The organism is Armatimonadota bacterium (assembly GCA_039679645.1).
Classification (GTDB): domain Bacteria; phylum Armatimonadota; class UBA5829; order UBA5829; family UBA5829; genus UBA5829.
The window spans coordinates 1-13811 of sequence record JBDKUO010000003.1 but is presented as its reverse complement, the minus strand read 5'-3'; the positions used below and the strand labels follow the sequence as shown (position 1 = coordinate 13811).

The 13811-nt window shown below is 52.3% G+C and carries 9 protein-coding genes and 1 riboswitch; of the genes, 6 read left to right on the top strand and 3 right to left on the bottom strand.

All coding sequences use genetic code 11. The annotated features are described in order from the left end of the window. The first annotated feature begins 138 nt into the window (after positions 1-138). Positions 139-1308, top strand: coding sequence for a M48 family metalloprotease (locus tag ABFD83_00240; GenBank protein ID MEN6355491.1), 1170 nt, complete (start codon positions 139-141; stop codon positions 1306-1308). Positions 1309-1425: 117 nt separating this feature from the next. Here the strand turns inward: ABFD83_00240 and ABFD83_00235 are convergent, their stop codons facing one another. Continuing rightward, positions 1426-3750, bottom strand: a complete 2325-nt coding sequence (locus tag ABFD83_00235; protein MEN6355490.1) for a TonB-dependent receptor — start codon at positions 3748-3750, stop codon at positions 1426-1428. A gap of 177 nt (positions 3751-3927) precedes the next feature. Then, a riboswitch (cyclic di-GMP riboswitch) is annotated at positions 3928-4019 on the top strand. Positions 4020-4382: 363 nt separating this feature from the next. Here ABFD83_00235 and ABFD83_00230 point away from each other — a divergent pair. Further along, on the top strand, positions 4383-6242 hold the full coding sequence (locus ABFD83_00230; GenBank protein ID MEN6355489.1) for a diguanylate cyclase: 1860 nt from the start codon (positions 4383-4385) through the stop codon (positions 6240-6242). Positions 6243-6497: 255 nt separating this feature from the next. Further along, a complete protein-coding gene (locus tag ABFD83_00225) occupies positions 6498-7781 on the top strand; it encodes a GGDEF domain-containing protein (GenBank protein ID MEN6355488.1) in 1284 nt (427 codons plus the stop codon). 168 nt (positions 7782-7949) lie between these two features. On the opposite strand, the gene metG is transcribed toward ABFD83_00225, so the two are convergent. After that, positions 7950-9929, bottom strand: a complete 1980-nt coding sequence (gene metG, locus ABFD83_00220) for a methionine--tRNA ligase (protein ID MEN6355487.1) — start codon at positions 9927-9929, stop codon at positions 7950-7952. Between the two features lie 338 nt (positions 9930-10267). On the opposite strand from metG, the gene ABFD83_00215 reads away from it, so the two are divergent. From ABFD83_00215 to ABFD83_00205, 3 genes are all read left to right on the top strand, one after another. After that, positions 10268-11548, top strand: a complete 1281-nt coding sequence (locus tag ABFD83_00215; protein ID MEN6355486.1) for a Gfo/Idh/MocA family oxidoreductase — start codon at positions 10268-10270, stop codon at positions 11546-11548. A gap of 81 nt (positions 11549-11629) precedes the next feature. Beyond that, positions 11630-12061: an EamA family transporter gene (locus ABFD83_00210; protein MEN6355485.1), complete on the top strand. Its 432-nt coding sequence runs from the start codon at positions 11630-11632 to the stop codon at positions 12059-12061. Positions 12062-12206: 145 nt separating this feature from the next. Next, positions 12207-12890 carry a hypothetical protein gene (locus ABFD83_00205; protein MEN6355484.1) on the top strand — a complete coding sequence of 228 codons (684 nt, stop codon included), beginning with the start codon at positions 12207-12209 and terminating at the stop codon, positions 12888-12890. A 145-nt stretch (positions 12891-13035) separates the two neighbouring features. Here the strand turns inward: ABFD83_00205 and ABFD83_00200 are convergent. Then, on the bottom strand, positions 13036-13811 hold a 776-nt coding region (locus ABFD83_00200; protein MEN6355483.1), incomplete at its 5' end, for a hypothetical protein.

Sequence of the window (13811 nt, the reverse complement as noted above, 5' to 3'; positions counted from 1 at the left end):
TGCAGCAAGGTATCGGGACAGGGGTGTCCCGATACAACGGGGTTTTTTTCGTAGATATGACAAGCGCCCTGCAGCAATTTGGTGTTTGGTCTGATGATATGGCCGGTGTTATAATTAAAAAAAGGTGGTTCCAGACAAATGCAGTCCACGAAGATACCAGGGCTTGTCCGCAGTCTGATTATCGGCTTAATTGCAATGGCCATGCCGGCTGTGGTCTTTGCGGCTAATATCGACTCAGAGCTGGGCGAAAACGAGGTCAAACTGGGCAAAGAGTCCGCCGCCCAGGTCGCCAAAGACTACAAGCTCAGTGATAACGCCGCCGACCTCAAACATCTGCGCGAAATGGGCGCTAAGATTGCAGCAGTCGCAAACAAGACTGAGATTGCAGCGCTCTACGGGTCTTCCAAAGTCACCCCGTTTGAATATACATTCGATATAATCGAAGAAAAAGACGTCAATGCATTCAGCATACCTGGCGGCCACATATATGTATATCGCGGCCTGCTTAACTTTGTTCAGTCGGACCATGAGCTTGCCGGAGTGGTGGCGCACGAAATCATCCACGCGGCGCACCATCATATGGTCTACCTGCTCAAAAAACAGGCCACGCTCAACAATCAGCTCGCAATCGCTCTGCTGGCGGTCATGATAGGCGGAGCCAGAAGTGCGGATGTGCAGAATGTGCTGATGGGCGTTCAGCTCTACCAGATAGCAAAACTCAACGGTTATGGTATGGAGGCCGAACGGGACTCTGACCATGGAGCTGCGATCCTTATGCAGGACGCGGGATATAACCCCGTGGGCCTGCTTACATTTTTGGAAAGACTGGCCAAGCGCCCGGAGCTGGTAAACTACGGCATCTACCGCTCTCACCCGCTTGATGATGAACGTGTAAAAGCGGCAAAGACTGTAATAGAGCAAATGGGCCTGCCGATCAATCGACGTAAGACCACAAATGCTACCATCGCGCAGGTCGCCACCAATACAATAGACGGCAATGAAGTCTCTGAAGTGACTATCGACGGAAAAGTCATATATTGCCCTGCCCCAACATCGGACAAAACCTCCGCCATACGCGCACGAGAAACAGCAGACAGGATCAATAACGCTCTGGATTCAAACCTCCAGATGTATGAGCTGAGCGTAGACCCGCTGGTGGGTGGTGTGATGGCACGGGGAGAAGGACTGCTGGTGGTATCCGAAGCCGACGCAAAGCTAATGAACAAAACACCGGCGGAAATTTCCAAAGACGCGGCAGCGGCCATCCGAAACGTGATCTGGCGGCAGCTTGTGGACACGATACACTAGGTGATGGGTGTTAGGTTTTGGGTGATGGTAGCAGAGATTTTCGGGGCTGTGCAAACTGTCATTCCGAACGAATGTGAGGAACCTGCTTTTGCAGATTCCTCACTAATGTGAATAAGCCTAAAATGCTCTTGTAATCCCCAGGGCGAAGCTTCTTGAAGCAGCCCAACTGTCGGTTCTTCGCTCGGTAGTTACTACAGTCGGATCATCAGCTGAAGTGCTGGTTTTCCACTTGTATTGCAGCGTCTGATGATTGTTGAACACATTAAAGACGTTCAAATACAGGCTGTCACCGAGCTTCGAGCCCTTAGGCAGATCGATATTGAGATTGTAGCTTACGATTGCGGAAGCTTCCGCACGAGATCGGACCGCTAATGCATCCGTGCTGTCGACCATATCCGGCTTGCCGCTGCCATAGTCTGCGCGCAGGCTGTGCGAGCACTTACCGTTCTTGTAGTCGGCCACCAGCGACACGGTGTTTCTCTGGTCCCAGTTTGTGTAATACATTTGGTCGTTTATTGACATGTCAGCACGGTTCGACTTTGCCTTTGCATATGTATATGACAGCCACCCCTGCCACTTATCGGTCATCTTCTTGCGCACATATAGTTCCATACCGTTGGACTTACCTTCGCCAAGGTTCCTGTATTGATATGTGTTGTCCACTGACGCAAAGCTGCAAAGGTTTTGGAATTTGTTGTTGAAGTAGGTTGCTCTCCAGGCAATCGTATCGGTTGCCTGTTTCTCATATGTCAGTTCATAATTGGTGCTTGTCTGCGGATCGGACGATCCCAGACCTGGTGCATACGGCTCGCAATTTTCAGGGTCGAAATACCTCATCTGCACAGAGCTTGCGGGCACAAACTTGGCATATTTTCCCCAGCTTGTCTTCCATGCGCTTGTCTCATCAGGAGCATAGGAGAGGCCAAGTCTGGGAGTAGTTTTTGACTGGGTGACATCCCCCACCGGATCGCCGCTGTAACCCGCTCCCGACACATAGGCCAAGCCGGTTCGATCATACGTTATGCTGTCATGGCGCAGACCAGCCGAGAAAATGAACTTGTCGCTGAGCTTCATCTGGTCTTCTGCGTATAGTCCGGACTGTGTCGTATCTACATCCGCCTTGTAGTATGGATAGTCCGGGACAGCAATATAGTAGTTGTTGTTCGATTCTTCTATCGAACCACCCATTTTGAAAGCATGCACCGCGTTTAGCTGGTTTACATACTTAGCCTGAATGCCTGTGCGTTTGGACCAGATATCCGCTCCCTGGGCAGAGCCGTCGAATGAGCCGCCCATCGCGCTGGTAATGGATGTAAAATAGTGATAGTAAGGCTGAACGCTTACAAACGAAGCGGGGTTGATGGTGTGGCTCCATTCCAGGCCGCCTATAGCGTAGCGCTGGCGCACGTAGTCCTTTTCGGATGGGATAGTATTATTGTAGACATCCAGCGTATGATAATCATCCAGCCCGCCATATTGCGACCCCTGCATTGCAAGCAGCGTGACTTTGTCTTTTTTGAACGGCCAGACCAGCTTAGCCACGTTGTCGGAATATTCAAACCTCTTAATGAATGGAGCGTCCAGATCGGTCTGCTGCACGTTTGCGCTGACATAATAGTTAAAACTATCCGCGGTTCCCCCGCCAATCTCTCCGATCATAGACCCATATGTCTTGTTGCCGCTCTCGGTCACAAAGTTCATGCCGCTGGCGGTTGCGCCTGTCTTTATCACTTCATTCAAGACGCCTGATATGGCATTTCCATATTCAGCGCCGAACGCGCCTGCATACATCTGGAACTTGCTCAGACCAGTTGTTAGCAGATCGGTGCCGAACGCGCCGACATTGGGATCAGTGATGGGTATTCCTTCTATATACCACCCAACCTGGTCGTACTTGCCGCCGCGAAGGTGGAGCTGCCCGCTGCCGTCACTATCGACGATCACGCCCGGCAGAGTGCCCAGCATGCCCGGAGCGGTCCGAACACTGGAAGGGTCTGTGCGTGTAAGAGGCTCCTGCTGGACGCTGACGAGATTGAAAGTATTCACAACTTCAGGGTTGATCATCGGCTTTGGCCTGGTTACTACTACTGCCTCTTCTTCGATCGCTTCCTTGGTCATATCGAAGTCTGCCGAAGCGGTAGCATCCATTATCACCTGGATATCGGCTAGATTCCGTGTGCCGTAACCGACCATCTGTGCAGTGATATCGTAGTCACCGGGTGGAATATTTGCAATTACAAATCTTCCATTCTCATCGGTTACTGTGCTCAGACCTGTTCCCGCAATAACAATGTTTGCCCCGGAAAGCGCGGCGCCGGTCTCGGCATCTTTCACGACGCCGGAAACGGAGCCGGTGGTTCCCGCCGTTACCCAGACGCAGGCGCATACCAGAGCGGTTATGCTTAGTATCAGCACTGCAAGCTGAACGCGATGTGTTCTCAAAATTAGTATCCTCCTCAGTCGCCCGGTAAGGCGCCAGAAAATATGTGCGGCCAGGCCAGTTGAACGCTTCCAAGCCACTGATATTCCAATTATCGGCGAAACAGGTAATTTCTTCAGGTGGGGAGCGCTCATAGTGAGGCATAAACTATATGAAGAAAGCTCAGGCCGAGGCCTGAACGCACGAAAGGGCAAACCATGGGAAACCATGGGACGCAAAGCTATTGGGGCTACACCTCGATCCGTCGAGACATGCTTGCCAGGCTGCCGAAGCGAACACACTCTATCGTCTGAATGAATGGGCTGCAGGTTTTCAGGCGATTGGGTGAAGTTGGCTGCGACAGCCTGGCATTTTTGTTGTCTTGGGGGCTTGGTAGTATGTTAAACATTTATGAACCGGTAGCTGAGTCGGGATTTGGTCTTCTTGACATGAGGTCAGGAAACCGTGGTGCCTGTAAAAAGAACGATTGCGCCGCGCCGTCAACCGCGGAGCAGGTTCTTTTTCTTGTCGAGAGTGTCTACGACGTGAGCGGCGAGAGCGTAACAGCTCCCGACATTGACTCAACCACCTCTACGTTTAGAGGACACTGATTAGAATTATAATACGGGCATATTGCCCTATAGCGAGAGTCGATATGAAAGCTAGAGCGATAAATTTGCGAGTCTTGATGGTTATCGGATCGGCAGTCTGCGCGGCAGGTATAGGCATCCTTGCTTCCGGTGGAGACTATGGGCGCGGCTTGCTGGGTGTAGGCCTGTGGCTGGCACTTGCGGTAATGCTGTGCACCCACGCCTTGTCGAAGTCTGCGCCGCAAAAGTCTATTGCCCAGAGCATGGAGAGCGATAAGCGCCTGGCAAAAGTCTATCATGATACCGCTGAAGCGCTCGCCTGCGCGATAGCCGCCAAGGACTCGTATGAGCAGCATCATGTCACCAGAGTAAAGGCGATCTGCGAGTTGGTCGGCCGCACCTTGAACCTGAGTGAAGATGAACTCAACGGCATACGTATCGCATCGCTTGTCCATGACGTAGGTAAGCTTGGTGTGCCTGAATATATCTTGCTCAAGCCGGGTCCCTTGGATACCGAGGAGTTCAGCAAGATGCGCAGTCACACCACCATCGGCGCCCGGATACTGGAGCAGGTCGACTATCCGTGGAACGTCGCCGATATGGTCCGCCATCATCATGAAAACTACGACGGCTCCGGTTACCCGGACCATCTGTCGGCTGACGATATACCGGTCGGCTCCCGGATAATCTCCATAGCGGAGGTCTACGACTCTCTGGTTTCGACTCGCTGTTATAAAGAAGGATGGTCACATGAAGAGGCTGTCGATCATATAACAAAGCTCTCCGGATCACAGTTTGACCCGGAAGTCGTGACGGCGTTTCTTGAGGTTGCCGGCAAGGTAAAGGAGATAGGCAGCCAGCAAAAGCCTGCGCCGGCTTGCGCAATGGGCGCAGACAGCTTTGGCGCAGCCGACCTGATAGCTCAGGCAAACCATGAGATGATGTCGATTTTTGAGATCGCTCAGACTCTTTCCAGCACGCTGGAGCTTGATGAAGTGCTGGCTCTGTTGGCTCACAGGACCAAAAGGCTCAGTGATGCGGCCACATGCGTCGTGTTTCTTGTGGACGAGTCGCATTCGCATATGATGACTGCGCGTGCAGCCGCGGGCCGATGGAACGAGATGCTCAAGGGCGCAAGCGTGAAGCTGGGCAAGGGAGTGACCGGAAAGGCTGCGCTGCATGCAGGCACATATGTCGGCAACTATGATCCTAACGATCTGACTTTGGGGATGAATGGTCATCTGGTATCGAGCTTCAAGTCCTGTCTTGTCGCGCCGATATCGAGCTTCGGACGTGTTTTAGGGACGATCAACCTGTATGACGACGCGCCTCATGCATTCTCAGACGACGATCTGCGCACTCTTTCTTTTGTGGCCAATACTGCCGCTATGGCTATTCAAAACGCAAGCGCCTTCGAGCAGGTGCGGGATTCCGCCGTAAGAGACCCTCTTACGGGCCTGCACAACGGCAGGTATCTGCGTACATATCTCGAACGTGAGATTCGCAGGGCATCCAGGCGCAGCGGACATTTATCCGTGATCGGCATAGACCTTGAGAACTTCAAGGCAATCAATGACTCTCTGGGTCATCAAAAAGGTGACAGCGTTCTGAAAGATGCTGCTGATATTTTCCTGAGTCAGCTCAGGGACTATGACCAGGTGTTCCGCAACGGCGGTGATGAGTTTGTATTGGTGCTGCCGGACACACCGGCGAGCGAAGCTGAGATAATTGCAAAGCGAATTCAGCAGGTTGTCGGAAAATACGCCGAGCAGTATGCCAATCTGACACTTGCGCCGCTTGGCGCGAGTGTAGGGATCGCAACATATCCCAAAGATGCGGGAGACCTCGAATCGCTGCTTGATGCGGCGGACGCGGCTATGTATAGGGACAAGCGCGCGCGAAAACGAGGTAGGCTGGCCGCCTGATCCGTGAGAGGAAAGAATATGAAAAGCACTTGCAGCAACTATGCGTATCGCGGGTGTCCCGCAAGTTTCTATCTTTCGTGCCGCGGTTACAAAGAGGGCCTGAATTGCTGGGAAATTCAAGAAAAACCGTGCTGCCCAAATTCTGATCTCTCAATTTGCCGGGCATGTAAGGTATATATTAAGTACCACGCGTTGCTATAATCATAAGTTGCTTCGCGTGAGAACTTATATCCGCATCGTTCAGATGCGAAAACAATGGATAAAGACTCTACAAAAAATATCGATGCAAGCCCGAATACGAGGGTATCGGCAGGACTGGTAATGTGCCTGGTTTGCGCCGCTGGGCTGGGGTGCATAATAAGTGCGCTCTTTAGCTCGGGGCTGGAGTGGCGTATACTATCGATTGCGGCATTGGCAGCGGCAGCGAACCCGTTCGCGGTGGAGATACACGGTCGGTGGAAAGATGAATCGATCCGTTTTTCGCTGACTCACTGCGTGCTCTTTGCGGGGGCGCTCGCCCTTGGGCCGTTTGGAGCCTCGCTGCCCGCCGCTTTGGGGGCAGCCGTTCGGCTTGCGGTCGAAAACCCTGCTAAGAGACCTCTTCACCTGGTCCTTTATGAAATACTAAAGCCTGCTGCGGTGTGTTCGCTTTCATCCTGTATCTACGTAGTGTCAGGGGGCAATGAAATTCGGCCTCAACAGGCGGATTCATTTGCGCCCCTGCTCTGTGCAGCCATAGTCTATATCGGCGCGAATGCGTTCCTGGCCGCAATTACCCCTAAGTCCAAGTCTTCCGAGCCGGTAACGGAACATTTTCCGAACGCCTTCTCTGTTGCGGCAGGCTGGTCACTGTGCATCTTTTCCGGTTATGCACTGGCCGTGCTGTATGCCATTGCTCCGTCATATGTTTTGCTGGCTCTGTCTGTTCCGGCGGCGCTTGCATGTGGAGCATTGTTCGCACGACCAAAGCAGCAGTTGCAGCCGCGGAAAACAGTTCAGGAAGAGCAAAAACCCGACTTGCAGCCGCAAAGAAAATCCGGCTCGGCTTTTGTGGACCCGGTGACAGGGCTGGCCAACAAGCGCTATCTTGAGATGTTTCTGCAAAACGAGCTGAGCCGTTCCGAACGAGCCGAAAGGCCCCTTTCCGTTGCGGTCTTTGATCTGGACGAGTTCAAAAACAATCCAAAGAAGAAAGATGAGTCTGCGCGTGAGGCGATGGTGGCGATGGGTGAGAAGCTTAAGTCCGAAGTGCGCGACTATGACCTGGTCGCCAACTATTCCGCCACCAGGTTAGTGGCAGTTTTTCCGGAAGCCCCCGCACAGGAAGCCGAGGAGATCGTGCAGAGGCTGCATGACAGTGTAGCAAATGCCGGGCTTAAAGAAAGGCCGCTCTCCGTGAGCGTGGGTATATCCACTTTTCCTGAGCATGGATCAACTCCCGAAGACATCATCAACGCCGCGCACCGCGCGCTGAACCAGGGACGGTTCCTTGGACCCAACCTTGTTCACAGCTTCCGAGAGCTGCAAAAAGCAAGCTAATAAAATAGCTGAAAGTGGAGAGTGGAAAGTGGAGAGTCCGGAGTATGTTGCTTTCCACTTTCAGCTTTATACTCGAAACAACGGAACGCGAAAGGGTCAGGATTCGGAAATCCTGACCAAGAATAGAGCAGTGGCAATTCTCGGCTCTTAGCTCTCCACTCTCAGCTATTACCTTACTTTCGATCCTGCCGGGACATCCGAATCGGGCTGAAGCAATACCGCACGCCCTTCGGCATCCGAGGCTGCCAGGAGCATGCCGTTTGAGACGACGCCCCTTATCTTGGCAGGCTCAAGGTTCGCCAGCAGCACGATCTTCCTGCCCACCAGAGAAGACGGCTCATAGTATTGAGCGACACCCGCCACTATCTGGCGCTCCTCATCTCCCAGGCTTATCTGCAGCCTGAGGAGCTTATCGGCTCCCTCGACCTTCTCGGCGGATTTTACTTCCGCGATCCGTATCTGCAGCTTGCTGAAGTAATCGTATGATATCGTTTCCTCGGTCTTTGGAGCTTCCTGTGGTTTTTCTTCCACCTTAACAGCCTCTTTCTTCTTTTTTGTATCGATTCTCGGGAATATAGGGTCCGGGCCCTGAGTGCGGGTGCCTGGTGCCAATGAGTTCGGTGCGGTAATATCCGCCCACTTCAGCGATCCGAACGTATCCGCTATCCCTATCTGGCGAGCTATCTCCTTAGCAGTCGAGGGCATAAACGGTGAGACCATAATCGCCGCCGCGCGCGCGACTTCGAGCGCTGAATAGAGCACACCCGCGAGTTCATCCGTCTTGCCCTGCTTCTCAAGCTCCCAGGGTTTCATGTCGTTTATATATTTGTTGCCCGCGCCTATCATCTGCCAGATAGCTTCCAGAGCGCGGGTAAACTCCAGCCTATCGCACGTCTGCCCCGCCGTCTCGGCGGCCTGCGCTATGACATCCTTGAGCCCGCCCGAAAAGCCCTTCGGGTCGGGTATCGAGCCGTCAAAGTACTTGCCCAGCATGCTCAGTGTGCGGTTTAAGAGATTTCCAAGGTCATTTGCAAGGTCGGAGTTGAATCGATTTTTGAACGACGCTATCGAGAAGTCGCCGTCTACGCCGAAGGTCACTTCCCTGGCCACGAAATATCTGACTGCATCCAGGCATACTCCGCGCGCCGCACCTGACTCGGCTGCCAGATCGTCAGCGAGTTTGGCTGGAGATATTGCATTGCCCTTGGACTTGGATATCTTTTCACCGTTGATCGTCCAGAAACCATGACCAAACAAAGTTTTAGGCTGTTCCAGCCCCAAAGCCATCAGCATAGCGGGCCAGAATGTGCAGTGGAACCGCACAAAGATATCTTTGCCCATAAGCTGCAGATCGGCCGGCCAGAGAGAGTTGAACTTTTCGTCATCGCTCAAGTAACCGATCGCACTGATATAGTTGATGAGCGCATCGAACCAGACGTAGATAACTTTACTCTCATCGCCCGGAACGGTAATGCCCCAGCCTTTATTGTCACGGGTAATTGAGATATCGCGCAGCCCCTGTTTGATGAAGCTGACGACTTCATTCTTGCGAAACTCCGGCTGCAAGAAACCCGGGTGAGACTCGATATAGTCCAGGAGCCTGTCGCCGTATGCGGAGAGCTTGAAATAGTAGTTCTCTTCATGCACCCATTCTACGGCTCGACCGCACTCGGGGCACTTGCCGTCAACAAGGTCGGATTCCGCCAGAAATGTCTCGCATGGCACGCAGTACCAACCCTGATACTCACCCTTATAGATATCTCCCTGGTCGAGAAGTCGCTTAAATATTGCCTTGACCACATCAACGTGACGCGGCTCGGTGGTGCGGATAAAATCATCGTATTTGACATCGAGACTCGCCCACACCTGCTTGAACTTATCGGCCAGGCCGTCGACAAACTCCTTTGTCGGCAGGTTCTTGTCAGCAGCGGCTTGAGCCACTTTGATGGCGTGTTCGTCCGTGCCTGTCAGCAGATATGCGCCGCTTCCTTTGAGCTTGCGGTACCTTGATACGATATCGGCGATAATTGTCGTGTAGGCGTTACCGATGTGCGGAACGTCATTGACATAATATATCGGCGTTGTTATGTAGTAAGTGTTCTTTGACATTTGAAAAAGCGACCTTTCGGTTTGGTAAACATATGTCATGGTACTTTCTAGTGCGAGCAGTTGTCAATGATAAACGAGTGCTGTAAAAGCTCAGGGTTGACAGGTACGACTGTCCGGAGGCTTCGGCAGCGGGGTCCCTGATAGGTGGCGATCTCCGAATCGCCAACTTAATGCCATATTGGGGTCTCCGAACTCCACAACCTTTGCTGGAATAGCCGGATTCGGAGATCCGGCACTGGTTCTCGGGTAAGGATTCGGAGATCCTTACCCATCATAGTCAATGATAAACGCAAAGCCCCAATAACACTGCCATTGTGAGACTTTCGATTAAGTGCTACTATTTACTGTAGCATTTGTTTATAAAGAGGATTAAGAAATTGCCAGCCAAAAAGAACAAGCCGATCACGGCTGTAATAGTGGGCGCGGGACACCGCAGCATCGCGTATTCCAAGTATTCGATCCAGCACCCCGACGAACTGAAAATAGTCGGTGTTGCGGACCCGAATGAATATCGCCGCCGGCAGGCCGCCGAACTCTTCGGTTTCGGCTCGGATATGTGCTTTGAGTCCGCTGATGAGCTTACCGCAAAGGGGCAATTGGCCGATGCAGTGATAAACGGCACCATGGACCTCCAGCATGTGCCCACAGCAATCCCTCTGCTCAAAGTGGGCTATGACATGCTCCTCGAAAAGCCGATAGCCACCAGCGAGGCGGAAGTGAGGCAGCTCTATGCAGTCGCCAAAGAGTGCGGCAGCACAGTGATGATCTGCCATGTGCTCAGATATGCTCCATTTTACGCCAAGATACGCGAGAAAGTGGCGGCTGGTGAGATCGGGGACCTGGTCAGCGTGATGACCGCGGAGAACGTCAGCTACCACCATATGGCCACAGCATTCGTGCGCGGCAAGTGGAACCGGCTCGAATACGGCAGCACAATGCTTATGTCCAAATGCTGCCACGACCTGGACCTCATCACGTGGATGAAAAGCGGGATTCCACCAAAGGCGGTTGCAAGCTTCGGCAGCCTGATGCAGTTCAAACGCGAGAACGCGCCCGAGGGCTCAGGCGAGCGCTGCGTGGTGGACTGCAAGATCGAAAAGACCTGCCCATACTCAGCAAAGAAGAACTATATAGAGCAGGGTATCTGGGGATATTATGCCTGGCAGGATATAGAGGACCAGGAACAGACTCAAGAGAACCGGATGAAGTCTCTGGCTACGGACAATCCGCACGGACGCTGCGTATGGCGGTGTGATAACGACGTGGTCGATCACCAGAGCGTGGCGATAGAGTTTTCTGACGGCTCCACCGCGTCTCACAATATGACCGGCGGCACGTCCAAGCCATGCAGGTCCATGCATCTCATCGGCACAAAGGGTGAGATACAGGGAGTGCTGGAAGACGGATACTTTATAGTCCGCCATCCCGATGCCCGCAGAGGCCATGAGTGGTCAGAAGAGAGAGTCGAGACGAAAGTGACCAATGACGCTCATGGCGGCGGAGACCTGCGCCTTGTAGGCGACTTTGTGCGCACGCTCCTGGGTGAGCCCCGTTCGATCTCATGCACCAGCCTTGAGGACTCTATCTACGGCCATCTGATAGGTTTTGGTGCGGACCGGGCGAGAGTTGAGCGCAGGGTGGTTGACATAGTGAAGTAGATCACTTGTATGATGCATCCCTCCGGGTATCTTGCCTGGAGGGATTTTTTTAAAATACTGAAGTTATGGCAGGTAAACATTATGAACTCATCAAGCAGTTGGTTCTATTTTGCTGTGCTCTCAGCAGTCTTCGCAGCGCTGACCGCCATCTTCGCAAAAGTCGGCATAAAAGGGGTCGATTCCGATCTGGCCACACTTGTTCGCACGGTAATAATTTTGGTCGTGCTGTCATGTTTTATCTGGCTTGCCGGGAAGTGGAGCAACCCGTTTGCGCTGCCTTCAAAAACATGGCTGTTCCTGGGTCTATCGGGTTTGGCTACCGGCGCATCCTGGGTCTGCTACTTCCGCGCTCTCCAGATCGGCGACGCTTCTAAAGTGGCCCCCGTGGACAAGTTAAGCGTAGTGCTCGTTGCAATCTTTGCCTGCGTATTTCTTGGCGAAAGACCGATGCCTCGCGAGTGGATCGGAATTGCGATGGTCGCCAGCGGTGTGCTGATACTGGCTATTAAGTGATAAGTGGCATTGTGACGCCTGGCGATTGATTTAGATTTCGAGGTTAGGTGGCTAGCGCTATTCATGTAGCATACGAAATCAGGAGCTTAGGAGAAGCAGAGTGGAGCCGAATCATAAAAGGAAAAATCGTTTCACGAGATCTGAGTTGGATCAAATTAAGCAACTACTTCGAGAGAAATCTGCTGCGCCACCAAAAGACCAGGTTGGCCTACGCGGAAAGATTCGCAAGCTCGGATTCTATATATCAGACTATCCTGGCATTGAATCTGCCGATGACATAGATTGGCTTATCAGGCAGGGCAGAATCATCTTGTGTGACGAATACGGGGATGGCTATACTAGCTTAGAAACAGACTTATCTTTTCAGGTGCACAACCTTACTCGAAGCATAACTCGAGCGGATAGCACCAGAAATCACGATAGGGATGAGTTTTATGTAATTGATCTTTGTGATACAGTCCTTGGTCAAAAAGCTCTCAGGCAGCATAAGTTTAGTTTTCTTCATGGCGATCCTAACAAGAATGGCCGGTGTAAAGAACTGCCAGTTGACGCATACTACCCTTCATTAGATCTGGTAATCGAGTATCGTGAACGACAGCACTATGAAAAGGTCGCTTTCTTTGATAGGCACCAGACGGTTAGCGGAGTTAACAGGGGAGAACAAAGACATATATACGATCAAAGACGTCGGAACGTACTGCCTCAGCACGGCATCACGTTGATTGAGATAGCATACAGCGATTTTTCGCATACTCCGAACAAACGCATCATCAGAACACAAGATGATCTGAATATAGTCCGGCACAAGCTCGCTGGTACCAACAAATAAAACAACAGGTGGAAAAAATAACCTAATGCTTGATGCAATCAATCGTCTTCGTTGTATCGGGAAACCCTTCTCCCGATGCTCAACCAGCATACGATGCTGCTTTCGAACAGAGTGTTTTTATGCCTCCAGGAATCTTTCCTGGAGGCTAAATGCATTTCGGACCGGTCTCCAGCAGCAGGCCAATACGTGTCATCAACGGCCCATCACCTGATTGAGAGACAAACTCCCGCTTGCCCTGCTCGTCTCTTCTGACGAATATGCGCAAAAAAGGCCTTGGGTCACTCTCCATAGACTCCAGCGCCGCATCAATGAGCTTTTGGCGTGTGTCCTCATCCGCGCCTGCCATATACTCCCTGGCTATTCTTTCCTGCCTCTCGTAATCCGCCTCAGTGTGTTGAGCAGGACACCGGGGCTGGTCGTTTACACCATCGGATAGTTCTTCATGCACCGAAGTAGAAGACAGAAAAGAATTCTTCTCTTTATTTTGAGAAAGAATTCTTAATACATGATCCGGGTCATTATTGACCCGCATGGAGTGCGTTTTTTGCGGTTCATCCGGGTCGGATATGACCCGCATGGGATCGGTTTTTACCCTGCTCTTTCTTACTCCGCGTGTTCGAGCTATCGCCTCGTAGTCGGCGATGGTGATTTCAGTGCCGCGGAGCGTTTGTCTGCATATTATTTCACCAACATCGGCCAGGCGCTGCATCCATCGCTTAATTGTGTCTTCGGGAAAACCTGTTTCTTGCGCTATCCGAATGCGAGAGGTGCGCAGCTTACCTGTCTTCCAATCTGCCTTGCGGATGATGTGGGCGAGCAGATAGATGGCTTCGCCGAGTCTGTTTCGTGCGGTCTGGTTGATCTTTGAGTCCGGCAGTGGCGTGGTGAACGACATGGGTTCCTCCTTCGCGTCAGACGCAA

Excerpts from the sequence above, each read along its gene's own strand:
- ABFD83_00240 (MEN6355491.1), top strand. The coding sequence starts at position 139 with ATGCAGTCCACGAAGATACCAGGGCTTGTCCGCAGTCTGATTATCGGC.
- ABFD83_00230 (MEN6355489.1), top strand. The coding sequence starts at position 4,383 with ATGAAAGCTAGAGCGATAAATTTGCGAGTCTTGATGGTTATCGGATCG.
- ABFD83_00225 (MEN6355488.1), top strand. The coding sequence starts at position 6,498 with ATGGATAAAGACTCTACAAAAAATATCGATGCAAGCCCGAATACGAGG.
- metG (MEN6355487.1), bottom strand. The coding sequence starts at position 9,929 with ATGACATATGTTTACCAAACCGAAAGGTCGCTTTTTCAAATGTCAAAG.
- ABFD83_00210 (MEN6355485.1), top strand. The coding sequence starts at position 11,630 with ATGAACTCATCAAGCAGTTGGTTCTATTTTGCTGTGCTCTCAGCAGTC.